The organism is Streptomyces sp. NPDC026500 (assembly GCF_055567635.1).
This window is the reverse complement of the sequence record NZ_JBVHQB010000028.1, coordinates 60,376-84,392: the sequence shown is the minus strand read 5'-3', so window position 1 is coordinate 84,392 and position 24,017 is coordinate 60,376. Positions and strand designations below refer to the sequence as shown.

27 protein-coding genes are annotated in these 24,017 nt (G+C 69.5%); 8 read left to right on the top strand and 19 right to left on the bottom strand.

Annotated features, from left to right (window positions below):
* Positions 1-106: 106 nt before the first annotated feature.
* Both ACZ4N5_RS36555 and ACZ4N5_RS36550 read right to left on the bottom strand, forming a co-directional pair.
* On the bottom strand, positions 107-694 hold the full coding sequence (locus ACZ4N5_RS36555) for a hypothetical protein (RefSeq protein WP_467761332.1): 588 nt from the start codon (positions 692-694) through the stop codon (positions 107-109).
* Positions 695-750: 56 nt separating this feature from the next.
* The gene (locus tag ACZ4N5_RS36550) at positions 751-1,281 is read right to left on the bottom strand and encodes a helix-turn-helix domain-containing protein (RefSeq protein ID WP_467761331.1); all 531 of its coding nucleotides are present in this window, start codon (positions 1,279-1,281) and stop codon (positions 751-753) included.
* A gap of 268 nt (positions 1,282-1,549) precedes the next feature.
* Between ACZ4N5_RS36550 and ACZ4N5_RS36545 the strand changes: the two genes are divergently transcribed.
* Both ACZ4N5_RS36545 and ACZ4N5_RS36540 read left to right on the top strand, forming a co-directional pair.
* On the top strand, positions 1,550-2,005 hold the full coding sequence (locus tag ACZ4N5_RS36545) for an NUDIX hydrolase (RefSeq protein ID WP_467761345.1): 456 nt from the start codon (positions 1,550-1,552) through the stop codon (positions 2,003-2,005).
* 22 nt (positions 2,006-2,027) lie between these two features.
* Complete coding sequence (locus ACZ4N5_RS36540) at positions 2,028-2,306, top strand: hypothetical protein (RefSeq protein WP_467761330.1); 279 nt, start codon at positions 2,028-2,030, stop codon at positions 2,304-2,306.
* 145 nt (positions 2,307-2,451) lie between these two features.
* Here ACZ4N5_RS36540 and ACZ4N5_RS36535 read toward each other — a convergent pair whose 3' ends face one another.
* On the bottom strand, positions 2,452-3,390 hold the full coding sequence (locus tag ACZ4N5_RS36535; protein ID WP_467761329.1) for an NAD-dependent epimerase/dehydratase family protein: 939 nt from the start codon (positions 3,388-3,390) through the stop codon (positions 2,452-2,454).
* Between the two features lie 253 nt (positions 3,391-3,643).
* Here ACZ4N5_RS36535 and ACZ4N5_RS36530 point away from each other — a divergent pair, with 253 nt between their 5' ends.
* Complete coding sequence (locus tag ACZ4N5_RS36530; RefSeq protein WP_467761328.1) at positions 3,644-4,315, top strand: SDR family NAD(P)-dependent oxidoreductase; 672 nt, start codon at positions 3,644-3,646, stop codon at positions 4,313-4,315.
* A 143-nt stretch (positions 4,316-4,458) separates the two neighbouring features.
* Here the strand turns inward: ACZ4N5_RS36530 and ACZ4N5_RS36525 are convergent, their stop codons facing one another.
* The 4 genes from ACZ4N5_RS36525 to ACZ4N5_RS36510 all read right to left on the bottom strand — a co-directional run bounded on the left by ACZ4N5_RS36525 (position 4,459) and on the right by ACZ4N5_RS36510 (position 9,946).
* Positions 4,459-6,678, bottom strand: coding sequence for a HelD family protein (locus ACZ4N5_RS36525; protein ID WP_467761327.1), 2,220 nt, complete (start codon positions 6,676-6,678; stop codon positions 4,459-4,461).
* Between the two features lie 61 nt (positions 6,679-6,739).
* Positions 6,740-7,369, bottom strand: a complete 630-nt coding sequence (locus ACZ4N5_RS36520; protein WP_467761326.1) for a TetR/AcrR family transcriptional regulator — start codon at positions 7,367-7,369, stop codon at positions 6,740-6,742.
* Positions 7,370-7,611: 242 nt separating this feature from the next.
* Positions 7,612-8,535, bottom strand: a complete 924-nt coding sequence (locus ACZ4N5_RS36515; protein ID WP_467761325.1) for an ATP/GTP-binding protein — start codon at positions 8,533-8,535, stop codon at positions 7,612-7,614.
* A 379-nt stretch (positions 8,536-8,914) separates the two neighbouring features.
* Positions 8,915-9,946 carry a phosphotransferase gene (locus ACZ4N5_RS36510; RefSeq protein ID WP_467761324.1) on the bottom strand — a complete coding sequence of 344 codons (1,032 nt, stop codon included), beginning with the start codon at positions 9,944-9,946 and terminating at the stop codon, positions 8,915-8,917.
* Positions 9,947-10,196: 250 nt separating this feature from the next.
* Here ACZ4N5_RS36510 and ACZ4N5_RS36505 point away from each other — a divergent pair, with 250 nt between their 5' ends.
* A complete protein-coding gene (locus ACZ4N5_RS36505; protein WP_467761323.1) occupies positions 10,197-10,985 on the top strand; it encodes an HAD family hydrolase in 789 nt (262 codons plus the stop codon).
* A gap of 92 nt (positions 10,986-11,077) precedes the next feature.
* Here the strand turns inward: ACZ4N5_RS36505 and ACZ4N5_RS36500 are convergent, their stop codons facing one another.
* Both ACZ4N5_RS36500 and ACZ4N5_RS36495 read right to left on the bottom strand, forming a co-directional pair.
* On the bottom strand, positions 11,078-11,866 hold the full coding sequence (locus ACZ4N5_RS36500) for an HAD family hydrolase (RefSeq protein WP_467761322.1): 789 nt from the start codon (positions 11,864-11,866) through the stop codon (positions 11,078-11,080).
* Positions 11,815-12,696, bottom strand: a complete 882-nt coding sequence (locus tag ACZ4N5_RS36495) for a GntR family transcriptional regulator (protein ID WP_467761321.1) — start codon at positions 12,694-12,696, stop codon at positions 11,815-11,817. The genes ACZ4N5_RS36500 and ACZ4N5_RS36495 overlap by 52 nt, the downstream gene beginning before the upstream one ends.
* Before the next feature lie 186 nt (positions 12,697-12,882).
* Here ACZ4N5_RS36495 and ACZ4N5_RS36490 point away from each other — a divergent pair, with 186 nt between their 5' ends.
* Positions 12,883-13,077, top strand: coding sequence for a hypothetical protein (locus tag ACZ4N5_RS36490; protein ID WP_467761320.1), 195 nt, complete (start codon positions 12,883-12,885; stop codon positions 13,075-13,077).
* Here ACZ4N5_RS36490 and ACZ4N5_RS36485 read toward each other — a convergent pair.
* On the bottom strand, positions 13,067-13,582 hold the full coding sequence (locus tag ACZ4N5_RS36485; protein ID WP_467761319.1) for a winged helix-turn-helix domain-containing protein: 516 nt from the start codon (positions 13,580-13,582) through the stop codon (positions 13,067-13,069). The genes ACZ4N5_RS36490 and ACZ4N5_RS36485 overlap by 11 nt on opposite strands.
* 290 nt (positions 13,583-13,872) lie before the next feature.
* On the opposite strand from ACZ4N5_RS36485, the gene ACZ4N5_RS36480 reads away from it, so the two are divergent.
* Positions 13,873-14,058, top strand: a complete 186-nt coding sequence (locus ACZ4N5_RS36480; RefSeq protein WP_467761318.1) for a hypothetical protein — start codon at positions 13,873-13,875, stop codon at positions 14,056-14,058.
* 181 nt (positions 14,059-14,239) lie between these two features.
* Here the strand turns inward: ACZ4N5_RS36480 and ACZ4N5_RS36475 are convergent, their stop codons facing one another.
* From ACZ4N5_RS36475 to ACZ4N5_RS36465, 3 genes are all read right to left on the bottom strand, one after another.
* Complete coding sequence (locus ACZ4N5_RS36475) at positions 14,240-15,517, bottom strand: GNAT family N-acetyltransferase (protein ID WP_467761317.1); 1,278 nt, start codon at positions 15,515-15,517, stop codon at positions 14,240-14,242.
* A gap of 80 nt (positions 15,518-15,597) precedes the next feature.
* Positions 15,598-16,536 (bottom strand): asparaginase, encoded by a 939-nt coding sequence (locus tag ACZ4N5_RS36470; RefSeq protein WP_467761344.1) that lies wholly within the window; start codon positions 16,534-16,536, stop codon positions 15,598-15,600.
* Between the two features lie 444 nt (positions 16,537-16,980).
* A complete protein-coding gene (locus ACZ4N5_RS36465; protein WP_467761316.1) occupies positions 16,981-17,640 on the bottom strand; it encodes an RsiG family protein in 660 nt (219 codons plus the stop codon).
* Between the two features lie 192 nt (positions 17,641-17,832).
* Here ACZ4N5_RS36465 and dtd point away from each other — a divergent pair, with 192 nt between their 5' ends.
* On the top strand, positions 17,833-18,258 hold the full coding sequence (dtd, locus tag ACZ4N5_RS36460; protein WP_103552364.1) for a D-aminoacyl-tRNA deacylase: 426 nt from the start codon (positions 17,833-17,835) through the stop codon (positions 18,256-18,258).
* A gap of 38 nt (positions 18,259-18,296) precedes the next feature.
* Here the strand turns inward: dtd and ygfZ are convergent, their stop codons facing one another.
* From ygfZ to ACZ4N5_RS36430, 6 genes are all read right to left on the bottom strand, one after another.
* Positions 18,297-19,262, bottom strand: coding sequence for a CAF17-like 4Fe-4S cluster assembly/insertion protein YgfZ (gene ygfZ, locus ACZ4N5_RS36455; protein WP_467761315.1), 966 nt, complete (start codon positions 19,260-19,262; stop codon positions 18,297-18,299).
* A 139-nt stretch (positions 19,263-19,401) separates the two neighbouring features.
* A complete protein-coding gene (locus ACZ4N5_RS36450; RefSeq protein WP_467761314.1) occupies positions 19,402-19,827 on the bottom strand; it encodes a Fur family transcriptional regulator in 426 nt (141 codons plus the stop codon).
* 74 nt (positions 19,828-19,901) lie between these two features.
* Entirely contained in the window at positions 19,902-20,477 is a 576-nt protein-coding gene (locus ACZ4N5_RS36445) for a heme-binding beta-barrel domain-containing protein (RefSeq protein WP_467761313.1), read from the bottom strand.
* A gap of 262 nt (positions 20,478-20,739) precedes the next feature.
* Positions 20,740-21,690, bottom strand: a complete 951-nt coding sequence (locus ACZ4N5_RS36440; protein WP_467761312.1) for a hypothetical protein — start codon at positions 21,688-21,690, stop codon at positions 20,740-20,742.
* Complete coding sequence (locus tag ACZ4N5_RS36435) at positions 21,687-22,529, bottom strand: hypothetical protein (RefSeq protein ID WP_467761311.1); 843 nt, start codon at positions 22,527-22,529, stop codon at positions 21,687-21,689. Before ACZ4N5_RS36435 ends, ACZ4N5_RS36440 begins: the two co-directional genes overlap by 4 nt.
* The gene (locus ACZ4N5_RS36430) at positions 22,526-23,239 is read right to left on the bottom strand and encodes a hypothetical protein (protein WP_467761310.1); all 714 of its coding nucleotides are present in this window, start codon (positions 23,237-23,239) and stop codon (positions 22,526-22,528) included. The genes ACZ4N5_RS36435 and ACZ4N5_RS36430 overlap by 4 nt, the downstream gene beginning before the upstream one ends.
* Before the next feature lie 394 nt (positions 23,240-23,633).
* Here ACZ4N5_RS36430 and ACZ4N5_RS36425 point away from each other — a divergent pair, with 394 nt between their 5' ends.
* Entirely contained in the window at positions 23,634-23,996 is a 363-nt protein-coding gene (locus tag ACZ4N5_RS36425) for a DsrE family protein (RefSeq protein WP_467761309.1), read from the top strand.
* Positions 23,997-24,017 lie beyond the last annotated feature (21 nt).

Here is a 24,017-nt window from a genome sequence, read left to right as displayed (position 1 = left end):
CCCGGTTCGAGTCGTCTCTACGGCCACCGTACCCGGAGAACGGGCCGGGAACTCAGAGAGTGCCCGGCCCGTCCGCGTAAGGCGGAGTTGTACTGCCGCCGCTCGCCTACTTCGCGGGCGGAGTCGTCTTCTTGGCCACCGGCTTGCGCACCGGGGGCTTCTTCGCCGGGCTCTTCTTGGAGGCAGCGTCCTCGGCGTCGGCCGCGGGCTTCTCCTCTTCCTTGACCTCGACCGGCTCGGCCTTCGGCTCGACGGCGATGGCGAGGTCCTCGATCTCCTCGGCGGCCTCGCCGCGCCAGGTCCGTACGGTCTGCTCGCCGTGCTCGGCGACCTTCTCGTACGTCTCCCGGGCCTTGACGGCGTACTCGGCGGCGACGCCGACACCACGCAGGGCGAAGTCCTGCGCGGACTCACCGAGCTTCTTCAGGTCGGTGTCGAGGGTGCTGAGGATCTCCGTCACCTTGGCCTGAAGGCTCTCCTGCGCCTCCTTGGCGCGGGCGGTGGCCTTCTCCTGGACGGCGTTGGGGTCGATGTTCTTCACGGTGTCGATGCGCGCCGGAGCTTCGGCGCGGATCTGCTCCACGATGCCGGGGACCTTCTTCGCCTGCTGAACGGCCAGGTCGGCGGTGCCGGCGAGGAAGTAGAGCGGGGTCGGGTCCGTGGCGGCCTTGCGGATGTCGTCGGTGATGGCCATGACGATGGTCCTCCCGTAATCGCTTTCAGCTGAGGGTTTGGGTGATCCGCACGCGGTCAACTCGCGGTCTGCTGCGGATCGGCATCGCTGCCGTCGGCCGTGCGGGGGCCGCGGACGGCGGTGTCCGGTGAAGGCTGGGCGTCCGGTATGTCCTGAGCCTCGGGTACGTCGGTGCCGCGGCCTTCGGCGGCGCCTGGCACCTCGATGCCGCGAGCGGTCTTGTCCGCCGGCGCGATCTCGAATCCGTTCTCCTTGCGGAAGGACTCGTAGATCTGGAGCAGCACCTGCTTCTGCCGCTCGTTCAGCGTGGGATCGGCGAGGATGACTGCACGCGTCTCCACCTCGTCCCGGTCCCGCTCGGCGTCGAGAATGCCGGCCCGCACATACAGCGTCTCGGCGGAGATCCGCAGCGCCTTGGCGACCTGCTGGAGCACCTCCGCGCTCGGCTTGCGCAGCCCGCGCTCGATCTGGCTCAGATACGGATTGGACACCCCGGCGGCGTCGGCGAGCTGCCGCAGCGACAGCTGCGCGGTGCGCCGCTGTTCCCGCAGATACTCACCAAGGTTGCCGACGTTGAGCGATGCCATAACTCCACCTTGCCGCATTACCGCTAACTTTTGCAAGCACCCGCTTGCAAAAGTGTGCCACGCCACGTGTCGTACGACATGAGCCCGAGCACGATAGGTGTCGTATTTGCAGGACAACTGTCGTCATCCTCGTCCGGCTTCCTTGCGCAGGTGCTCTTGGTCCGGTTCCGCGGGTCGCCGGGAAACGGCGTTGTCGGTGGGCTCTGCCAGGGTGTGCGTCGTGGATGAACTGGTGGAGCGTGTCGACGATCAAGATCGTGTGGTGGGGATGGTTGTCAGCCGCCGGCAGGCCATCCGGGAGGGTTGGCTGCACCGGGTCGCCGTGACGGTGTGTCGTGATGAGCGTGGGCGGATCCTCGTCCACCGGCGGTCGGAGCAGCTGTCGCGCTTCCCCGGGCTCCACGAGGTCGTGGCCGGTGGCGCCGTGGATGTCGGTGAGTCCTATGAACAGGCCGCCGCGCGGGAGCTGGCCGAAGAGCTGGGCATTCGTGTGCTGCCGCGCTTGCTGTTCACGTTCCTCAACCGCAGCGGCTTGAGCCCACACTGGCTCGGCGTGCACGAAGCCGTGGTGCCGGACAGGGTGGCCGCCGATCCTGATGAGGTCGCCTGGCATGGCTGGCTGACCGAGCCGGAGCTGCGGTCGGCCCTGCTGGAGTGGCGCTTCACCCCCGACAGCCACGAAGCCTTCAGCCGGTATCTCGCGTTCCGGACCGCGCAGTCCTGACCTTTCTGTCTACGAAGCCACCGTGCCCGTAGCGCTCTACGTCGCGGCCATCCTCAACCATCCTGCCGTCGCGGCAGGCGACTTCAGCCACGATGCCGACCTGCCCGCGCATCGCCCGACCCTCGTGAGACTGCTCAAGTGGCTCAGTGACACCTCCTACGACGCCGATGACGAGTGGGTCGCCATCGGCGAACGCCATTACGGCGAGGGGTTTCTCGACGAGTACGAGGAGATGCGCGCATTCCGAGATCTGCGCCCGGCGAGGGGCACCGCAGCGACCAAGGCCGAGTCGCGCACGTAGGGCTTTGCCTTTCGGGCGACCTCCGCGCGGTCAGTCCGCGGGAGCGCCGAACCGCCTCGGCAGGCCGGCGACACCGCCGGCCACGATCACGTCGATCACGGAACCCTGTCCCCCTCGACGGACCCGCGGTGGAGTGCGGCCCGGGTCAGGCCAGCGTTTCCGCGAAGCCCTGGCGCCACGACGGATGGCGCGGCAGCCAGCCGAGGTCCCGCTTGGCCTTGGCGTTGGAGAAGCCACGCCCCTCGGTCATCATCACCACCGCCTGGTCCCCGGCCAGGAGCCGCGCCAGCCACACGGGAATCCGGACCGGCCGTTTCGCTCCGGCGCACGAGGCCAGGTGGGGCAGCCACTCGGAGGCCGGGGCCGGATCGTCGTCGACGATGTTGAACACGCCCGTCGCCTTCTGCTCCACGGCCAGAACGGTGGCGCTCGCCGCGTCGTCGAGATGGATCCACGAGCTGTGTCCGGTGGCCCGCCCGACCAGCGGGAACTGCCGTTTGCGCACCAACTCGACCTGGTCGTCGGTGGCGCCGGGACCGTAGAACGCGCCGTAGCGCAGGACCGCTCCGCCCGCCTTGAGCGCCACTTCCTCGACATGCCGCATCGCCAGCATGCCCCCGTGCGCGGCCGTCCCCTCCATCAGATCCAGCGAGTCCTCCTCCGTCTTCACCCAGCCGCCCTCGCGGATGCCGTTCCAACTGGCGTAGCCCTGCGCGACGAAATGGGGGACGCCGGTCGCCTCCGCCGCGGCCAGCAGATGGTCCGTCCCCTCGGTGCGCAGCCGGTTGGTGGTGGCGAACCAGCGGTCCGGATGCTTGATGTCCGGCTTGCCCGCGTGGGCCATGGAGATCGCGGTCATCTGGTGGACGATCGTGTCCGGCCGGGCGCCCGCCACCGCCTCGCCGACCGACACCGCGTCCAGCCCGTCCATCACGACGCCGTCGGCGCCGAGCCTCTGCAACCGGCCCAGTTTGGCCGCGCTCGTCGTCGTCGCCGTCACCTGGTGACCACGGGCCACGAGCTGCGGCACCAGCCGCTGCCCCAGAACCCCGGTCCCGCCCGCCACGAACACCCGCATGACCATCACCTTCCCGATTCGCCCGATTCGCCCGATCCCGCCGGTTGCCGCTCTGAGGCAACGACCAGTTCTCACCTCATGGACGGACCGGGCCGGAGTATTTGTGACATGCGGACGGCACGCCGGGTCACACGCGTGGGAAGGGGCACGCGGACCCGGCCGCGTACGCTCCGAGGCGGACCGAGAGCGGACCCGAAGACCGCCCGACGCATGAGGAAGAGCAGTTGATCCCACTCCTGGACTCTGCCGGAGCGACCCCGTGATCGCGCTCGTCACCGGCGCCAACCGCGGTATCGGCCGTGAGACCGTCCGCCGGCTGGCCTCCGACGGCCACACCGTGTATCTGACGGCCCGGTCCGCGGAGGCCGCCGCCGACGCGGCCGAGGCCATCGGACTGCCCGGTGTCCGCCCGCTCCGCCTCGACGTCACCTCCGAGGCGGACATCGCCGCGGCGGCCCGGGACATCGACGCCCTCGACATACTGATCAACAACGCGGCGATCACGTACGACACCTGGCAGCGCGCCACGACCGCCGACCTGGATGTCGTACGCGAGGCGGCCGAGACCAATCTGTACGGGCCCTGGCGGCTGACCCAGGCGCTGCTCCCGCTGCTGCGCGCGAGCCGGCACCCGCGGATCGTGAACATCTCCAGCGAGGCCGCGTCTCTTGCGGGCATGGGCGGCGGGACCCCGGCGTACTCGGCGTCGAAGGTCGCTCTCAACGCCCTGACCAGGATGTTCGCCGCCGAACTGCGGTCCGACGGGATTCTGGTGAACGCGGTCTGTCCGGGCTGGGTCGCCACCGACATGGGCGGGCCCGGCGGCCGGCCCGTGGAGAAGGGCGCCGCGAGCGTCGTCTGGGCGGCCACCCTCGCGGACGACGGCCCGACCGGCGGCTTCTTCCGCGACGGCCGGCCACTGCCCTGGTGAACCGGCGGAATCACGAGAGCGGCGATCACGAGAGCAGGGGCCACTGAGGCAGGGGCCACGAAGGCAGGCCTCACCTGGGCGGGAGCACCGGAGAAGAGATCGCCTCGGCAGAGACGCAGCGGCTGGGGTCACCGGAGCAGACGTCACCAGGGCAGCGGGCGCGCGTGGATCACGTCCAGGCGCGACACCGCCCGGGTCAGCACCACGTAGAGCCGGTGCAGACCGCGCGCCTCGGCCTCCGCTATCGCGGCCGGTTCCACGGCCACGACATGGTCGTACTCCAGCCCCTTGGCCAGGCCCGCGGGCAACACCGCGACCCTGGCGCCCAGTTCGTCGACACCCGCCGCGCTGATCCCTGCGACTCCGAGCGCCTCCCGCACCCCGGCGACGTCCGCGTCGGCGGTGATGACCCCGATGGACCCCTCGTGCGCGAGCGCCTCCCGCACGGCCGCGACGGTCTCGGCCCGCGGGTCGGAGGTCGGCCGGATCCTCAACTCGCCGTCCCCGCGCAGGGATCGAGCCGGCGGAACGCCCACACCGAGACGGTCCAGCACCCGGTTGGCGAGTTCGACGATGACCTCGGGCACCCGGAACCCGATCGTCAGCGGGACGACGGCGGCGTCGGGTTTGCCGAGATGGACGAGGAGTTCGTCCCATTCCCGCGCAGCCCAGGGCGTCGTGCCCTGCGCGAGATCCCCGAGCACGGTCAACGATCCGAAGGAGGCCCGCCGCGCGATGGCCCGGCACTCCATCGGCGACAGATCCTGCGCCTCGTCGATCACCAAGTGGCCGTATCCCTCGGGGTGTTCGATGAGCCCGGCGATCTCGTCGAGGAGGACGCGATCGGCGGCCGACCACCGCGCCGACTTCCACGAACGCGGCGGCTTCGTCCACAGGACCGCCTTCTGCTCGTCGGCGTCGAGGATCCCGTCGGCCGCCCACTCCAACGCCTCGGCGTCGGTGAGGAGTCGAGTGAGCAGCTCCGCCGGGCGCACCCGGGGCCACACCGCGTCGACGTACTCGGCGACCGGCCGGGCCCGCGAGATCCGCTGCGCCCAGGCGTTCGTCTGCGGCCCGGCCCGCCATTCGGCGCGTTCCCGCACATACCGTACGACCCGCGTCCGCACCCGCTCCCGCCCGACGGCGTACGGCGGTTCCTCGGCGCGCACGTCGTCCACGATGCCGCGCAGTACGGCGACGGGGACACGCCAGCGGTATGTGCCGTCCGGCACGGCGAGGGCGTCGGCCGGTACGCCGATGTTCCCGTACAGCGCGCGGCGCAGCACCTCGGCCATCCGGGCGTCGTGCTTGACGACCGCGGCCCGTTCGCCGTCCTCGCCGGTCACCGGGTTGACGGCGATCTCCTCGCCGATCGTCGACTGGCGTACGCCGGTCTCCCCGAGGGCGGGCAGGACCTCCGCGATGTACGACAGGAACGTGCGGTTGGGGCCGAGGATCAGCAGCCCTCCGCGGCGGATGCGCTGCGGATGCGTGTAGAGGAGGTAGGCGGCCCGGTGCAGGCCGACGGCCGTCTTGCCGGTGCCCGGGGCGCCCTGCACACAGACCGAGGCCGCCAGATCACCTCGTACGAGATCGTCCTGCTCGGGCTGAATGGTGGCGGCGATGTCCCGCATGGGACCGACGCGGGGGCGCTCGATCTCCCCGGCGAGAATCGAACTGCCGCGACCGGCCCCGCTCCCGACCGTCCCGGCCCCGACGGTCCTGGCCCCGACGGTCCCGCTCCCGCCGCTCGCGGCAGTCCGGCCACCGGCACGCTCGCACCCGTCCCCCTCGCCCTCGACGCCCACGCCGTCGGCATCACCGGCCCCCATCGGCTCGGCCGCGATCCGCTCCGCCCCGATGTGTTCGTCCTCCAGTCCCGTGAGGTCTGCGGAGTCGCCGCGGCTGCCGGGGGCCCACCCGAAGCGGCGGCGGACGGCGACGCCCTGGGGGTCACGGGCGCTCGCCTGGTAGAAGGCGCGCGAGACGGGGGCGCGCCAGTCGACGACGAGGGGCGGGGCGGCGGGGTGTTCCCTGATCCGCAGCCGCCCGATGTGATAGCTCTGCCCGGCATGGTCGGCGGCCTCCGCGCCCGAGCCCTGGAAGTCCAACCGCCCGAAGAACAAAGGACCTTGGGGCAGCTCGCGCAGTTCCTTCGCCTGGCTGCGCAGCTGGTAACCGAGCACCTCGGCGTCGGCCCCGGAAGCGGAGACGTCCTCACCGGTGACGACCTGTTCCTCGGCACCGTCGACCATCGCGGCGAGGGCGGTGCGGCAGGTGTCGTGGAAGGCGCGTTCGCGGGAGAGGGAGCGGGCGAGCAGCAGGTCCGGAGCATGCCGCCGGGCGGGGTCGGGTGGTGTCATTCCACCCAGGGTACCGGAATAACGTAACCGAGTAACATTCTTTACCCGGTCACAGTCTTATTCAGGTGAGCCCGGGGAACCCGGCCGCGAGCTGCGCGAAGGCCCGCTCGGCCGCCGCCACGGCGTCCGAACGGACGTCCTTCACCCGCTCCCCCTCAGCGATCCGCCGCAGGTTCTCCTCGGCGAGGATGCGGCGCACGGCCGTGATCTGTCCCGCGGCGAGCCGCGCGTCGAGCCCGGCGCCCAGCGGCTCGGAGAGGGCCTCGGCGAGCGCGGCCTCGGACCGCTCCAGGTACCCGTACATCCGCGCCACCAGCGACGGCGTCCCGTAGAGCAGCCCGTGGAAGGCGAGGATGCCGGGATGTTCGTTGAGCCCGGTGACGGGGTCCTCGCGGTGCAGCCCGTCCAGGAAGTGCTCGCGGAGCGCGTCGATCGCGGACCGCCCGGCCGCCCGGCCCTCCTCGACGACCCGCGCGGCCTCCGTCTCGTGGTCCGCGAACCGGTGCAGGACGAGGTCCTCCTTGGCCGGGAAGTACCGGAAGAGCGTCGGCTTGGAGATCTCGGCGGCGGCCGCGACCTCGGCGACGGACACGGCGTCGAACCCCTTCTCCAGGAAGAGACCGATGGCGGTGTCGGAGACGGCCTGGTACATCCGTTGCCTCTTGCGTTCACGCAGTCCGGTGTCACTCATGGTCACGAGCCTACGCACAGCCCCGGACCCCGCGCCCGGCCCTGAATTCCGCCCGCACCGGAGCCCGGCGCGCCCGCGGCACCGCCCCAGCACCTCGCGCTCAACCAGGCCCCGGGCCGAAGGCCGCCCCTGAGTGCCTCCCCCTCGACAACCGATGAAAATCTTGCTCAGGAGAGACTCGCGCGAGCAGGACCAGTGAAGGCGTTCGGCCGAGGCAAGCGTCCCATTCCTCCCCGAGCGCTCTATGGGAGTTCATGCGCGCGATCCCACAAGTCGGCGAACAGCCGCTGTTTACGGACAATGACGTCCCGCGACAGCTGACCGTCGTCCCAACGATGGTGCGTCAGCAATGAGTCATAGCCCAGCAGGTCCAGGATCTGTCCGCCGGGGGTCTCGCCCGCTTCTCCGGTGAAGCTCCCCGAGTCGAACTCGCCGTGACGAAGCTCGATTTTGTCGTAGCTGCCGACGAAGGCTTGGTCACTATTGATGAGGTAGAGCTTTTGAGGAGGCGACATGTGTATGAAACCGAATTCGACCTGCAGTTCACCCTGGCCCTTGAACCGCATCCGGGTCTTCTGACGCTCCAGGCGAGCTTTGTAACCCATGATCTGCTGCACCAGGCTCTGCCGGAACGCCGGGGCATCTCTGACCTGGCCGTCCGCTCCCACGAGACCCGGCACTTCTATGGGCTTCGTGAAATCCGGTAGAAGAACACGCACCTTCAGAGTGCGCTGCGGGTTTTCCGAGGCGTTCTCCAGTACCCGTTCAAGAGGCCGCGCAAAGGTTTCTCCCGTGAATCCCATTACGTAGAAGGTGACGTCCCCTCCCGCATCGAGCGCCTTCTCGAACTCGGCCTTCAAGTCGTCGGGAGTGACGAGTTCCGGCGTCTGCGAAAGCCGGCCCTCGCGGAGATGCTGGACCTCTTCGTTCAGGCGCTGCACCTCCTCTCCGAGGTGTCGGGCCGCGGCCTGCAGAGTGCCCGTCCCCTCACGCTGAACCTCATGAGCCGTATTCAGTCGCTGCACCTCGGCGTAGAGCACGTACCCCACGAGGCTGAGCAGCGCCCCGCCGAGATACGCCTTTCCTTCGAGTGCGTCACCCACCGGCTTCACGAACTGGGCGATCAATCCGATGATGAAGATGACCAGGAGCAGCGCCTTGGTCACCACCCCCTCGGCGCGCGCCCAGCCCACAACCACCCTGCCCCTGAGCGACGACGAGCTTCCTCCGGCCACCAAATCCCCCTGTTGGCACCTCTGTTGAACCCATCCTGCTCATGGTGCCTCTCGTGCAGGCGGTCAGGAAGAGGCCGACGGAATCACGTCCGACAACAACTCGATCCGCAGCAGCAGGAGTTCGGCACCGGCGTCCCCCGTCGGGGCTGCCTCGGCCTCATCGAGGACACGTCGCACAAACGCCGCTTCGGCCTCGCATGCGGGGGTGCGGTTCCGTGAGCATGCCCGCGACCGGCAAGGCGTCGTGCGTCTCGACGCCCAGGCCTCCGAGCACACGGTGAAGGAAATCCGGGTCCGCCACGGGGATCGGTCACCTGACGCGCGCTTCGTACCATTCGCACAGCGCCGTCCCGACTCGCCTGGCATCTGGCACCGGCGCGAGGGCCAGGGGCTCCCGTGCCGGCCGCAACACCTCACGGATCTTCCGGACCGCGTCCGTGAACTGTTCCGCATCCGGGTGCTCGCGAAAATGGAGTGCCGCACGTATCACGTCCGTGAACACCGACTGTGCGCGTTTGTAGGCGAGCAGCTTGGGCAGGTCGTCCCGCCAGCCGGCCGAACTGCCGGGGACGACGCTCTCGACGGCCGCACACCAGTGCCGGACCATCCGGTCCTGCTGATCCGCCGGATACCGCATCAGGTAGAGGTGGGTGGCCAGGTCGTACAGCGGGTCGCCGAACATCGCCAGCTCCCAGTCGATCGTCCAGAGCCGCTTCTCGGCATCGACCACGAAATTCTCGCGGTGGAGATCGGCGTGCAGCAGACAGAAGGGGCGCTCGGCCAGTCCCGACACATGCCTTCGGAGATTTGTGAAGGAGTCCCCGTTCAGCCCGAGGTCGTCGAACAGCCCCTGGAAGTCGGGCAGATTCCGCTGGTACACCCGCTCTTCCGTGAACAGGATGAGCCGTTCCAAGAAGCCCGAGGTGTCGCCTTCGGCTGCCCGGTCCACGGATCTGCACATCCGTTCCGCCGTGAGGGAATCGGGTCTGACGCGGGCCAACTGACCGAAAAGCGAAACAATTTGCCTGAAGATGGACGGCGGGATCCCGCTGCCGGCCCCGTACAGGGCTCCCAGCGTCTTTCCCTCGATGAACCGCTGGAGGCCGACGTCATCCGTCTGAATGAGGTCGGGGATGCCCTCGATCCGCCCCTTCAGAGCGCGGAGCAACTGCTCCTCGGAAGCGAAGCAGCGCTGGTCGAACCACAACAGGCCGGGGCGCGGCTCCCTGCACTTCCAGCGAACCTGCTTGACCTCCTCCGCACCACCGGGCAGCGGAAAGACATATGCCTCGTTGTGGTAACCATGGAGTGGCCCTTCGACCAGGCCCGCGTCGCCACTCACCTCAACGGCTCGCTGCCGAGCCAGGGAAGCCGATTCGGGTGACATTGACTCTTCTCCCGCGTGAGACCGCAACCAACGAGGAAAGAGGAGAGAACGGCACTCCCCCATGAGTGCGCATAGTGCCAGAAGGGTTCCTTTCGCCTCAGCTCTCCCGGGCGAATGGCCGCACACTCCCGCGGAAAGAGGTACCGGACGGCGACGACACCTCGTGTCGCACCGAGCGGACCGTCTCGTGGTTCACACTGTCAGGGTGACGGCGAAGTGGCTGCTGAGCGGCGTGTCCGACGAGGAGAACCTGCGGCGAGTACTGGACGACGCCGAGGTGGTGCTCCTCGACTTCGACGGTCCGGTCTGCGACCTGTTCGGCAGGACGCCGACCGCGCACATCGCCGACGAGATCAAGGTGGTGGCGCGGAACGAATGGGGTGCGCTCGACCGGGACGTCGAGGACTGCGACGACTCGCACGGGATCCTGCACCACCTCAGGAACATGCTCGACGGTGACGCACCCGTCTCTCGCGGCCGAGCGCCCCTGGTCCAGGCGAACACCATCCTCACGCGGCACGAACACGCCGCCGTGAGGTCCGCTGTGGCGGCGCCGTACGTCGATGCGCTGCTGAACGTTCTGCACGATCTCGGCAAGCGCCTGGCGATCGTGAGCAACAACGCCGAGGAACCGATCCGGAGCTACCTCGAAGGCAAGGGGCTGCGGTCGAGATTCGCCGCGGTCTGCGGCCGCGATCCGTACGAACCACACCACATGAAACCCCATCCCGACGTGGTGCACCGCGCGCTGGCGGACCTCGGCTGCCCGGAACCCTCCCGGGCCCTGCTGGTGGGAGACCAGCTCACCGACCTCCGGGCGGCCAGAGCCGCGGGGGTGGCGTTCATCGGCTACACGCAGGACGGGAAGCGCCGGCTCCGGATGGCACGCGAGGGCGCCGCCGCGGTGGTCTCCTCACACACCCAGCTCACCAGCGCGGCCCAGCAACTCCTGTACACCTGCTCCGACAGGAGCGTCCACACCGAGCCGAAGTAGGTCCGCGTGATGACGCCGACGGGTGCCTGGGCCGTTCGTCCGCGGCCGGCGGGCTGGGCGGCACCGCTGTTCCTGCTGCTCGCCCCACGCCTTCAGAGCCGACCCCGCAGCGCCAGCAACACGGTCTCCAGCGACGTCACCAAATGCGCGGCTCCGGCGTCCCGCAGCAGCTTCTCCTTGCGATCGTTACGCGCGTATCCGAGGAACGGAATCCCGGCCCGCTCGGCCGCGTACAGGTCCGAGGGGGCATCGCCGATCACAAGGGCCTCCGACGGAGCCGCGCCCAGGGCGTTCAGGGCCCGGTTGAGGCAGTGCGGGTCCGGCTTGAGGTGGTGCAGGTCCTGGGTGCGGCCGTAGATGTTGGGCGTGAAGCATTCGGCCAGGCCGCGACTGTCCAGGTAACGGGTCGCCGTGTGCGGGGAGTTGTTGGTGGTGATCGCCAGCCGGGCGCCGATGGCGCTCCAGGTCCGTATCACCGCGTCGGCGTATGCGGTCGGCCAGGCCTTGGCCACCGCCTTGAGCTCCTGCTGGGTGAACCGGGCCTCCAGCTCGGTCACCAGGTCACTGTGCGGATGCCGCCGGTCGACCGCGTGCAGAACCACCATCGGGTCGGGGTGTACGCGCTCCTCCGGGGTCAGCAGCCCGCGCATCCCCTGTCGTTCGAGCCACTCGACCAGATCCTTCGCCACCGTCTCCGCCGAGTGCCCCGCGAACAGCCGGCAGACCGGCCCGTCGAAGTCGAAGAGCACGAAGCGCGCTTGGGTGATCGTGTCCCGCAGGTTCCCTGTCTGTGTCGCCACTGCTTCAGTCTGCGTCGTATCGGAAGTCACTAGGAGAGTTTCAGGTCCGTGGTGATGGTTTCCCAGAGGGCGTTGAACCACTTCTGGGATTCGTCCACGAACGTGGCGTCCCGCCCGCCCGCCCGCTTCTCGAAGGAGAAGAGCAGGGACGCGGAGCCGAGGGCGTCGTACATGTCCAGGACTCCGCTCTCCACGGTCTCCTCGCGCCTGGTGATCATGTAGTACGCGATCAGCGCCTCCGATCCGTTGAGCAGGTACAGCTTCACCGGTGGCGTGAACGGGAGCGCCCGGAAGGTCACATGGACGTCGATTCCGTGGGAGGAGCGCAGGGACTGGAGGTTGTGGCGCAGGACGTGTCCCTGGGCGTTGCGCTGTTGCAGCCAGCGCTCGTGGACCGGGTCGTCGTCGCCGCGGCCCTCGACGGAGATGGGGAACGCCAGGTTGATCTCCCGGCTGGGCAGCAGGATCCGGACGTCGATGCGCTCCGGGTGGATCCTGCCGTCGTGGATCTGGCGGACCGGCTCACTGAGCGCCACCATCAGCGTCTCCGCGGTGAGGCAGGCCGCGTCGATCCGCACATGGGGCACGGAGAACGCCTCGGCGAGACGGGGGGCGAGGCCCACCATCGTCGGCTGCGGTCCGTTCCGGGTGGGAGCGACCTCCGCGATCCGTGGCGGACTGCCCTTGCTGACGTTGCTGAGCAGGCCGCCCTCCTGCAGCTCGCGCAGGGCCAGCCGGACCGTGCCGCGCTCGACGCCGAACTCGTCGGCCAGTTCCGCCTGGGTGGGCAGACGGTCGCCGGCCTTCAGCTCGCCGGTGCGGATGCGCTCCCGCAGGACGTCGGCGATCTGCTGGGGCGAAAGCCTTCTGCTGCTGTCACTCACCACAACGTTCTCCTGAGTCACGACCAAACGGTACAACTCTCCCCCATCTACGGGGAGTTATTCGAAAGTTGTTTATGGACACTCGCCAAGTGGGGACAACTTAGTCAGAGTTGGTTACCAACTTGGCCAAGATGGTGGAAGTTATGCCTCCTCTTGCCCATCCGTGGCGCCCACCACCCCGAGCAGGTCTCTGAAGAAGCAGGAGGAACCACCATGCCCGCCATCGCCCTCCTCTCCGCCGTCTTCGCCGTCGGCTTCGAGCAACTCGTTCAATGGCAGTACGGACCGACGGGCATCGTCGGACTGCTGCTGCTCACCATCGGGATCAAGGAGAAGAACCCCACGTGCAGCTCCATCGGGGCTGTCGTGCTGGCCCTGCTGGTCGCGGGGCCGGCCATCAGTTCGTGAACAGCAGCTCGGAACCGATGGTCTCCCACAACGCGTTGAACCCCAGGTGTGACTGGTCCACGAACGTGGTGTCCCGCAGTCCCACTCCCCGCCCGAAGGGAAACAGCACCCGGACGTCGACGCCGGCCGGTTCTATCCGCCCCGCGTGAATCTCGCGCAACGGCTCACCCATGGCGAGGGTGAGCGACACGGCGGTCAGGCACAGGGCGTCGATCTCCACGTGCGGGACCGCGAAGGCCGCCGTGATCCGTGGGGCGAGCGCCACCATGGTGGACTCCGGCTGGGCTTCCGGCCCGGTCAGAGCCCTCTCGGGATGGTCCGCGACCGTCGCCGGGCTCCCCTTGGACATATTGACGAGCAGCCGCTCCGCCTGAAGGATCCGCAGCGCCTGGCGCACCGCGCCGCGTTCGACGCCGAACTCGTCGGCCAGTTTGGCCTGGGTCGGCATGCGCCGGCCGGCCCGCAGCTGACCGGACCTGATCCGGCTGCGCAGCTCGTCGGCCACCTCACGGTGTGACCTCGGCGGCCGTGGTGACCTGTTCCGCCCGTTGACGGCGGCATGCTCCGGCTCCACAACCAGAACCCTACAACTTCCCGCCATCTTTGGGCAGTTGCCAGATAGGTGGTTATGAGTCGTCCCAACACGGAGATAAGTAAGAGTGAGTTGGTCGCCAACTTGCACAACGTGGTCAAACTTCCGGAGGGTTGGCCGCCGAGGCTCCGCCTGTGCGTCGGGCGGTCGGGCGGACGGTCCTCAGCGGGGGTCCGCCTCCCCGTCCCCAAGGAGGGACCGTCATGCCGCTCGTCGCCCTCGCCGTCGCCGCCCTGGCCATCGGATTCGAGAACCTCATCCAGTGGGAGTACGGGCCGATGGGCATCGTCGCGTTCGTCGCGCTGTCCGTCGGGCTCAAGGCCCGGAACACCACCGTCAGCGGCATCGGGGCCGTGATCCTCGTGATGCTGCTCGCCCAGTCCGGCTGACCGGACGCCACCGTCCGCCAGTCCGGCTGACCGTGCTCCCTTCCGGAGGGGAGCCGGGAGCTCGGTCAGTCCGCACCACCGCACCAACCCGCACCACCACAACCACAACTGAATCGCTACGGATCAGCAGTCGGCATCGGCACCCGCGTGGAAGGAGAACCTCCCTACCGGCAGCAGCAGTTCAGAAGATGTCCGGGCACCACGGTCGCCTGGACGTCCGCAGCAGGGCGTCGGCCACGGAGGCGGCGCCCTCTTGCCGTTCCCCGACCCGGCCCAGCGCCGCCAGCCGTACCGCGGACTCGTCCCCGAGCCACAGCGTCGCCAAGTCGGCTATGGAGAGGGACAGTTGGGCCCCCTCGGTGGTCGGTGCGCAGGTCGCCGTGCCGTCCGACGCGGCCTGGAGCCGATAACGGCCGCCGTCCGGCCCGCTCTCGTCCGTCACGTCCAGCACGAGCGTCCCGGCAGCACCGTACGTCCGCGCCTCCAGAGCCCGTACGACATCCAGGATCCGCACCCAGAGCCAGTCGGACTGGCTGGCCATACGAGCGGCGCGCGGGTCCGGCAGGAAGTGCGGGAGCAGGTCGTCGGGGGCGCGTCGGCCGGTCTTGACCCGGGTGATCCAGTCGATCGAGCAGAGGTACTGCCAGAGGGCGCGCTCGGCCGCCGGTGTCACCGCGAGCAGCCAGTTCACGTCCGCCGTGTTCCGGGGCTGGTTGGAGTCGCCCCAGTTGTCGTCCGACGTGTAGGAGACCAGGCCCTCGATCTCGCCGGACGCCGAACGGTACGCGGCGTAGAACGGTTCCTTCCAGGGGTCGCCGCCGAGCCGCAGCAGGCCGGTGTCGACCTGCCACCAGCGGGCGTCGCGGCTCACCGCGCCCGGCCGGCCACGCCGGAACCGTTCGTGCAGTTCGGGGCCCGCCTTGCGGACGTCCTCGGCGTCCACGAGGTCGATGCGGCCGCCGTCGGCCGGGCCCGCCCAGCGGGGGTCGAGACCGGTGCGCGGTACGTCGACGGTCCACTGGGCGGTGGTGGTGACGGGGCCGAAGCCGTAGCGGCCGTAGATCGGGTACTCGGCGGCGATGAGCGTCGCGACGACATCGCCGCGCTGCCTCGCCGCCGCCAGGTCGGCGTTCATCATGCGGGTGAGCAGGCCCCGGCGGCGGTGCGTGGGAGAGACGGTGACATTGGAGATAGCGTCCGCGGGAACGGCCGCTCCGCCGACCACGGTGAGCTCCTGCGGGAACGACCTGAACGTCGCGACACAGCGGGAGCCGTCGAACGCCCCGAGTGTCCTCGACGAGATGATCGCCGGCGCCCGCGCCTCGGCCTCCTGCTCCGAGACGTCCGGCGGCCGCAGGAACCCCGTTTTCAGCGCGCGCAGCCAGTCCGGGATGTCGGAGGCGCTGATCGGTCGTACGTCGATGGTGTCGATGGCATCGATGGCGTCGTGCGGGGTCATGGGGCCACGCTAGGCGGACGTCGTCGGGGGTGTCGCCCGGATTTCCGGGGGGTCCCTCCGGCCCCTACCGCGTCCTCTCCTCAGAAAGCCGCCCGGATCTCGCCCACCTCGCGGCCGCCGCCCAGCAGGGGTGCGCTGCCGATCCTCGTCACCACGGGCGCGTCCACGCCCAGCAGGCCCAGCGCGCGGGCCAGGACGGGGCCCAGTGCCCGGCCCCCGCCGTCGTCGATCTTGAAGGCGAGGGCACGGCCGTCGGGCAGCGCGACCGCCTGGACGGCTTCGGCGCCCATCTTGGAGAGGGCTCCCGGGATCTCGCGCATCAGCCAGGTGTCGGGGCGCCGGGTGCCGGCGACGTACTCGGGGTGAGTGCGCATGGCGTCGGCGACGCGGCGCTCGGCGGAACCGGGGGCCGCGAGGACGAAGGAGCGGAAGGCACGGGCGAGACCCGTGAGAGTGATGGCCATCAGCGGCGCCCCGCAGCCGTCCGTGCCGACCGCGGCGACGGTCTCCCCGGCGTTCTCCTCGACCACGGAGTGGATCAGCTGTTGGAGGGGGTGCCCGGGATCGAGGTACGACTCGGTGGGCCAGCCGCGCTGCAAGCACACCGCGAGCATCGCCGTGTGCTTGCCCGAGCAGTTCATGGTGACCCGGTCGCGGACGGCACCGGAGGCGAGATAGGTCTCGGCCTCCACCGGGTCCAGCGGAAGGTCCACCGGGCACTGGAGCTGCCCGGAGGTCAGTCCGTGCTCGACGAGCATCTTCTGGACCAGGTCACGGTGGAAGGTCTCGCCGGAGTGGCTCGCGGCGGCGAGGGCGAGGCGTTCCCCTGCCAGGTCCAGGCCCGCGCGCAGGACGCTCGCGGCCTGCATGGGCTTGTTCGACGAGCGGGGGAAGACCGGCGCCGTCACCTCGCCGAGCGCCAGCTCGACCGTCCCGTCAGCGGCCAGCACCACCAGGCTGCCGCGGTGGCGGCCCTCGACGAAGCCGGACCGCACGACCTCGGCGAGAACCGGGAGCACGCGGGGTACAGCGGGAGCAGGGGCGGCGCCGGGCGTACGAGTCGTGCCGGGGGTGCCGGGCGCACCGGCCGCGCTGGGGGTGCCGGAGGTGCTGGAAGTGCCGGAAGTGCCTGGCGCACCGGCTGCGCCGGGGGAGGTGGTGGTGCCGGGGGTGCTGGAAGTGCCGGAAGTGCCTGGCGCACCGGCTGCGCCGGGGGAGGTGGTGGTGCCGGGGGTGCCCGGTGTGCCGGTGGCACCCGGTATACGCGGTATCGCGTCGGCTATGGGCGAGCCTTCGGGCGTGCTGGGAGCTACGGACATCGGCGGTTGCCTTCCGGAACGGGGACCCGCTCGGAAGGCATCGGCCGGGTCGTGTCCCGGTCCACACCCCCGCCTGCGCGGAGCGGAAACGCGCCCCTGGATTCCGGCGCACCCCTCGGCCCCGGGATCGCCGGGGCCGCCACGTCACATGAGCAGGTCGTCTACTTGTGCTTCGCCTTCACGGTACCTGCGGGCGATCTCGGCGCTGCAATCGTCGGCCGTGCGCTGAAGCTGCTGGCGCTGCCGGGAGACCTGCTGCTCATAGCGGACGAGCCGCCCCAGGCCCGCGACCAGCTCTTCGTCCGTCCGCGCGGCCAGGTCCGACAGCTCCACCTCGGCGAGCATGTCGGCGGCCAGCGCCCGGTACTGCTCGCCGTGCGGCGTGCCCACCGTCACATGACGGGCCGAGGAGCGGTACCGGGCCGGAGCGTCCGTCAGGATCTCCGAGAGCCGCTCGACGACGGACGGGTTCCCCCGGTCCACGAGCGACAGGTGCCCGGAGGCCGGGCCGGTCATCCGGCGCTCCCCGCGGCGCGCGAGCTCCGCGCGCAGGATGTCGATACGCCCCTGGAGCAGCCGCCGGACATAACTGAGGTCGGCCTCGTCCCGCTGGGCGTCCCGGCGCAGCGTCCGCAGTTCGGGCAGCCGGAGCACGGCGATACCGGGCCGGGCGGCCGGATCGGCCGCCGACGGGCCGCTGTCGGTGCGCTGCACCGGCGGCCGGGCCGTCATCCCTTCCGCCCGTGTGGTCGTGCGGGTCAATGACACGGCCCCGGGCTGCTGCCCGGTCCTCGATGTGCTCATGTGCCTCTACCGTCCCCTCGAACAGCGGTCCACCCAACGGGTGCACCGCGACACCCCGCATGGTGCCACCCCGGATGGTCGCTATGTGACCGAGTGACCCGATCAGCCCCAGATGGCGGGTTGGTTACCCCTGGAATTCACGCGAAGGGCCCGCGGCGCGCGACGGCGCCGTGACACGGCATCATGGTCCGCATGCGTGCGGTGGTGCAGAGGGTGGACGGCGCGAGCGTCGTCGTGGACGGCGAGACGGTCGGCGAGATCAGCGGCGAGGGCCTGTGCGTCCTGGTCGGGGTCACCCACGAGGACACCAAGGAGAAGGCGGCCCAACTGGCGCGCAAGCTCTGGTCCGTTCGGATGCTGTCCGACGAGCGGTCCTGCTCCGACATCGACGCGCCGCTGCTCGTCATCAGCCAGTTCACGCTGTACGGCGACGCCCGCAAGGGCCGCCGCCCCACCTGGAACGCCGCCGCCCCCGGCGATGTGGCCGAGCCGCTCGTCGACGAGGTCGTCGCCCAACTCCGCGCTCTGGGCGCCACGGTGGCCACGGGCCGTTTCGGCGCCCGGATGCGAGTCTCCCTGACGAACGACGGCCCGTTCACCGTCCTTTTGGAGATGTGAGCACCCAACAGGTGCGAGTTCTCCTGGAGATATGAGCCCTACGGCTCGACCACGACCTCCTGCGCCGCCGCCGTCGAGTCCGCCATCAGCGGGGCGTCCAGTGGCACGTTGCGCTTCACGAGCGCCAGGGCGATCGGACCCAGTTCGTAATGGCGTGCGGACGTGGTGATGAAGCCGATCTTGCGGCCGTCGGGGTCCTCGTCCGCGAGGCGCAGCTCGGTACCGTGCGGAGGCAGAAGGACCTCGCTGCCGTCGAGGTGGAGGAAGACCAGGCGGCGCGGGGGCTTGCCCAGGTTCTGGACGCGGGCGACCGTCTCCTGACCGCGGTAGCAGCCCTTCTGGAGGTGCACCGCGGTACCGATCCAGCCCAGCTCGTGCGGGATGGTGCGGTGGTCGGTCTCGAAGCCGAGGCGGGGCCGGTGCTGCTCGACGCGCAGGGCCTCGTGGGCGAGCAGTCCGGCCGCGGGGCCGGCCTTCTCGGCGTACGACTCCAGGTCCGCGCGAGGAAGGAAGAGATCACGGCCGTACGGCGTCTCGCGGACGACGACGCCTTCGGGGACCTCGGCGATCGAACCGGCCGGGAGCTCGACGACCGCGAAGTCGGCGGTGCGGTCGGCGACTTCGACGCGGTAGAAGAACTTCATGGACTCCAGGTAGGCGATCAGCGCGTCCTGGGTGCCGGGTTCCGTGTGCATCCACACCGTCGTGCCGTCGTCCACGAGGTACAGCGCGTGCTCGATGTGGCCGTTCGCGGAGAGGATCAGCGCCTCGGTGGCGCGGCCTGCCGGCAGGTCGGTGACGTGCTGGGTGAGCAGCAGGTGCAGCCAGGCCAGCCGGTCGTCGCCGGTGACGGTGACGACTCCGCGGTGCGAGAGGTCCACGAAGCCGATGCCGTCGGCAAGGGCACGCTGTTCACGGAACAGGTCGCCGTAGTGGGCGGCGACGCCTTCGTCCACGCCCTCGGCGGGAACGGCGCCGGGCAGGGACAGGAGGGAACTCTTCATGGACATACACACTACGACCGCGCGGTCGCCGATTTTATTTCTGCGCCGGGACCGCATGATCGCCGAATGTGATCCCGGATGACCATCCGTGCTCGTACGGGGTCAATTCCGAGGTCACCTTCGCCGGCGTCCCCGGCGGTCACGTCTTCCGGGCCTGGCAGTCCTTGCAGCGTCCGAAGATGGCGAAGTGCTTCATGTCCGTCTCGAAGCCGAAGGTGTCCCGGAGCTTCGCGGTGAACTCGGTGGCGACGGAGACATCGGCCTCGATGACGTTCTCGCAGTCGCGGCAGACGAGGTGGATGTGATGGTGCCGGTCGGCCAGGTGGTACGTCGGTGCGCCGTGCCCCAGATGGGCATGGCTGACCAGCCCGAGCTCCTCCAGAAGCTCCAGAGTCCGGTAGACGGTGGAAATATTGACCCCCGACGCCGTCTTCCTCACTTCCACGAGGATGTCGTCGGGGGTCGCGTGCTCCAGGGTGTCCACTGCTTCGAGGACAAACTGGCGCTGCGGCGTCAGCCGGTAGCCGCGCTGCCTGAGGTCGCTCTTCCAGTCGGTGCTCACCACACTGGAAGTCTAGGACGAATCCTGTCGGAGCCGACCTGATGAACTGCACGGCGGCTCACGAACCGCACGGCGGCCTACTTGAAGAAGGCGATCCCGTCGTCCGGCATGTCGTCGGGCAGGTCCTTTGCCCAGCGCTCGACGTCCTGCGGGGTGACGACCTTCTTCAGGTGCCCGGACATGTAGGGGCGCAGCTCGACCTCGGGGGTCTGCTTCTCACCGACCCACATGAGGTCGCTGTTCACATAGCCGTACAGTCGCTTGCCGCCGCTGTGGGGACGGGAGGTGGCCGTACGGGCCACGGCATCGGTGACCAGGTCGATCTGCGGCTTCTTGTCGGCCAGCTCGCCGTACCAGATCTCGGCGACGCCGGTGTCGCGGATCATCACGACCTCGACCTTGCGGTCGGCGTCGACGCGCCAGAAACCGGCCTCCGACTCCAGCGGGCGGACCTTCTCGCCGTCCGCGTCGAGCACCCAGCTGTGCGAGCGGTACTCCAGGAAGTCCCGCCCGTCGTGCGTGAAGCTGACCTCCTGCCCGAAGTTGCACTTCTCGGAGCCGGGGAAGTCGTAGACACCGACTCCGGCCCAGTCGCCGAGCAGGAAGACAAGGGGGACCAGGTCCTTGTGGAGGTCCGACGGGATCTCGATCATGAGCTGAGCAGTTCCTTGATGGGGGTCAGCGCTGGCCCTGGTACAGCTTCTTCACGGTCAGTCCGGCGAAGGCGAGCACGCCGACGCAGACCAAGGCCAGCAGGGTTTCGAAGAAGATCTCCACGGGGTGCTCCTCGGTGAGCGGAACGGGTCCCCGCCCCGGCGCAGCCGGGACTGGGGAGGTACACAAAGGCCGGGCCCCAGCTTACGCGGCCGGGGCCCGGCCCTCTCTTCCAGGTGGGCCCTGTCAGGCCCGTCACCCTCAGTTGAGGAGCTGGCTCTGCAGAACCACGGTCTGCTGGAAGGGCACCGCCTTCGCGGAGCCCTTGTGGGACTGCACCACCAGGCCGAGGGTGTCCCCGGCCACCAGGTACGCCTGCCGGACCTGCTCGGCGCCGTACGGCTTGGCTTCCATGTACGGGTAGCGGGCGACGTCCTCGAGCTGGGTGACGTGCGAGAAGGCCTCGTCGTTGTGTACGTCGGCTGCGCCGCGCAGCGCGAATTTCGGGCTGTCCCAGCTCGTGAACTCATCCTGCTGGAGCTCGTCGACGACCGCGGCGGTGTCGAACCGGAGCAGATAGATCCGGGTGTGCGTGCCGTCCGGAGTGGTCCAGCCGCGGGCGGCGATGTGCCGCAGGCCGTAGTCCGTCAGCAGCTCGTCGATGTGATCGCGGTCGTCCTTCGAGGCGTACTCGGCGAGGAAGCCCTTCTTCGGCAGCCAGCCGTCCGCACCGCGCAGGTCCTTGTCGGCCGTCGCGCCCGCGGGGGCGGGCAGCAGCAGCGCACGCAGGTCGGCGTAGTGGACGCCGGCCTTGTTCGCCTCGGCGAAGGGGCGCGGGCTGCCCGAAGGCAGCGGAGGAAACTGGATCTCGGGGTAGTTCCAGCGCCCGTCGGACGCGGTCGCCAGGCCCGGGACAGCGGTGCGCTGCATCTCCGTGATGCCGTACGCGGCGCCCGCGCAGGCCGTCGCGAACACCACGGTCGCCGCGGTCCAGCGCAGCACGGCCCGCAGGACTCGGCGATCCTTCTTCACCGGGGGTTCCCCCTGGGGCGGTTCGGCCGGAGACACGGCCGCCGCCCCTTCAGGCGATGCTTCCGGAGGCGTCTGCGACGGTGCTTCCAGAGGTGCTTCGGGTGCTGTTTCCGGTGCTGTTTGCACAGACGCCTCAGGAGCTTCTTCCGAAGTGACGGGCACAGCAAGGTTCTCGGTCATACGGCCTCCCCCGGGTCCGTGATCCGGTCGAGCTGGGCGGCCAAGAACTGGGCGACGGCCGGCCCGTCCAGCGGCTTGATACCGGAGACGGACGCGCTCACCAGCACATCTCCCTCGTACGAGGAGCAGACCATCATGTCGAGCTTCCAGGCACTGTCCTTGGACGGCAGGAAGCACCCGGCGTTCTTGTGGCCCTTGATCTTCGGGCCCTTGCGGAAGATCCCCAGCCTGTCGAGGAGCTCGTTCTGCGCCGTCGAGATCTCCCGCACGGTCCGTTGGTTCTCCATCCGGGAAAGCGTGACGCTCGCGGTGAAGGACTTGTTGCGGTCGCCCGCGTAGGGGTCCGTGCTCAGATAACTGCGCATCACCATGCCCTTGATGCGTTCCTCGTCGATCCGCTTCTCCAGCTTCCGCCGTTGGGTGCGCGGCAGGTCACTGATGGCCTCCTTGCGGAGCGCGGCGGCCTGGCTGCCGCTCAACTCGGCTTGGGAACCGAACTCGGCGAGGTCCGGACCGCGCGTGTAGCTCTCGCCGTAGGGCAGGAGCATGCCCGCCAGGCCGGCGGCGGGCTTCGCCTTCTCGTCCTTGTCCTTCACGGCCTTCGGGAAACGCCAGGTGGGCTTCCCCGGATCGTGGTCGGCCCCGTCCACGGTCACGACGGTGCAGCCGACGCCACCGAGCACCGCGGCGACCAGCAGGACAGCACCGGAGACGGCGGCGATACGGCCGGGGCGCAACCGCCTCCTGGGCGCGACGGACCCACCGGCCGGCTCCCCGGGGAGCTCGGCGAGGTCCTGGTCAGGGTTCTCGGCGCGGTTCTCGATGGGGCTCTCGCTCACAGTCGCCCCACCTGTCGCTTGGCCAGATCCATGATCTTGTCCTTGGGAATCGGCTTGGTGTCGTAGATCCAGACCTCCATGGCGATGTCGCCGCGCCAGGCGTGCGCCTCGGCCGAGTACATCGGCAGGTAGCCCGGCTTCGTGTCGGGCCGGGTGTGGACGTACGCCATCCCGTCCCCGGTGCCGGGTACGGGCCAGCTGCGGGTACCAGCCTCTTTTTCCGCCCAGTAGTACCCGTTGTCGGCGGCCTCGGAGGCCTTGAGGGTCTCCTCCTGGCGGAACTGCACCAGGCGGATCTCCACGGAGTACGTGCCGCCCTGCTCCCAGCTGACGACGGCCGCGCGGCGGAACTGGTCGGCGAGGAGGTTGGCGAAGGCGCCGGCCGGCTTCTTGTAGGAGTCCGCGTACTCCGTCAGATTCATCCAGCCGTCGTCGCCCACCCAATCGCCCTCCCTCGTGCCCTTCGGCCGAGGAAGCAGCAGCTTGCGCAGGTCGCCGTCCGTCTTCACCCGGTGGTCCTGGGCGGCGGACAGCGGCTCGGGGCCGGCGCCCTTGGCCTGGGCGACCACCGGCTGCGACAGCGAGGGCAGTTTGGTGGGCTCGCGGTCGGCCTGGACCAGGTATCCGGTGCAGGTACCGGCGACCAGACCGAGCACGGCGGCCGTGGCGATGAGCAGAGTCGTGCGACCGCGCCGACGAGCCCGCGGCACTGACGGAGCGTCATCCGGCGCAACGGAGGATTCCGCCTCGGCGGACTCGGACATCACGGGAGCCAACTGCTCGGCGGACGCCACAGGTTCATCCGGCTCCGCCGCTGTCGCGGCCGGCGCCGGACTCGACACCGGTGCCGGGGATTCCTCGGCCGGCGCGGGCTCTGCGGGTTGTACGGGATCACGAGGTGTCGTACCGGAATCAGTAATCGGCGCAACCTCGGGCACGCTCGGTCTTTCCGGTGTTTCGGATCCTTCGGGTACTACCAAGACGTCCCCCCACGAACGTGAAGCACGGATTCCGTATCCGCGCGCACAGGAGACCCATGGCCCGCACATGGGGTTGCACGGACGTTGATCACGATTCGGATTACCTCGGACTACCATGGCGGCCATGGCGAACAAGCTCGTGATCAAGGTGACGGCGGGGGCCGATGCCCCGGAGCGCTGCTCACAGGCGTTCACCGTCGCGGCGGTGGCCGTGGCCAGTGGCGTGGAGGTCTCCCTCTGGCTGACCGGCGAGTCCGCGTGGTTCGCGCTGCCGGGCCGCGCCGCCGAGTTCGAACTGCCGCACGCGGCGCCGCTGCCCGATCTGATCGACTCGATCCTGGCGGCCGGGGCCATCACCTTGTGCACCCAGTGCGCGGCCCGGCGCGACATCACGGAGAAGGACGTCCTGGAGGGCGTACGGATCGCGGGTGCGCAGGTGTTCGTGCAGGAGGCGATGGCGGACGGGACGCAGGCGCTGGTCTACTGACCGCCGGTCCGCTGACGGGGG

Excerpts from the sequence above, each read along its gene's own strand:
- ACZ4N5_RS36555 (WP_467761332.1), bottom strand. The coding sequence starts at position 694 with ATGGCCATCACCGACGACATCCGCAAGGCCGCCACGGACCCGACCCCG.
- ACZ4N5_RS36550 (WP_467761331.1), bottom strand. The coding sequence starts at position 1,281 with ATGGCATCGCTCAACGTCGGCAACCTTGGTGAGTATCTGCGGGAACAG.
- ACZ4N5_RS36545 (WP_467761345.1), top strand. The coding sequence starts at position 1,550 with ATGGTTGTCAGCCGCCGGCAGGCCATCCGGGAGGGTTGGCTGCACCGG.
- ACZ4N5_RS36535 (WP_467761329.1), bottom strand. The coding sequence starts at position 3,390 with ATGGTCATGCGGGTGTTCGTGGCGGGCGGGACCGGGGTTCTGGGGCAG.
- ACZ4N5_RS36525 (WP_467761327.1), bottom strand. The coding sequence starts at position 6,678 with ATGACACCACCCGACCCCGCCCGGCGGCATGCTCCGGACCTGCTGCTC.
- ACZ4N5_RS36520 (WP_467761326.1), bottom strand. The coding sequence starts at position 7,369 with ATGAGTGACACCGGACTGCGTGAACGCAAGAGGCAACGGATGTACCAG.
- ACZ4N5_RS36490 (WP_467761320.1), top strand. The coding sequence starts at position 12,883 with ATGCCCGCCATCGCCCTCCTCTCCGCCGTCTTCGCCGTCGGCTTCGAG.
- ACZ4N5_RS36480 (WP_467761318.1), top strand. The coding sequence starts at position 13,873 with ATGCCGCTCGTCGCCCTCGCCGTCGCCGCCCTGGCCATCGGATTCGAG.
- ACZ4N5_RS36475 (WP_467761317.1), bottom strand. The coding sequence starts at position 15,517 with ATGACCCCGCACGACGCCATCGATGCCATCGACACCATCGACGTACGA.
- ACZ4N5_RS36465 (WP_467761316.1), bottom strand. The coding sequence starts at position 17,640 with ATGAGCACATCGAGGACCGGGCAGCAGCCCGGGGCCGTGTCATTGACC.
- dtd (WP_103552364.1), top strand. The coding sequence starts at position 17,833 with ATGCGTGCGGTGGTGCAGAGGGTGGACGGCGCGAGCGTCGTCGTGGAC.
- ygfZ (WP_467761315.1), bottom strand. The coding sequence starts at position 19,262 with ATGAAGAGTTCCCTCCTGTCCCTGCCCGGCGCCGTTCCCGCCGAGGGC.
- ACZ4N5_RS36445 (WP_467761313.1), bottom strand. The coding sequence starts at position 20,477 with ATGATCGAGATCCCGTCGGACCTCCACAAGGACCTGGTCCCCCTTGTC.
- ACZ4N5_RS36440 (WP_467761312.1), bottom strand. The coding sequence starts at position 21,690 with ATGACCGAGAACCTTGCTGTGCCCGTCACTTCGGAAGAAGCTCCTGAG.
- ACZ4N5_RS36425 (WP_467761309.1), top strand. The coding sequence starts at position 23,634 with ATGGCGAACAAGCTCGTGATCAAGGTGACGGCGGGGGCCGATGCCCCG.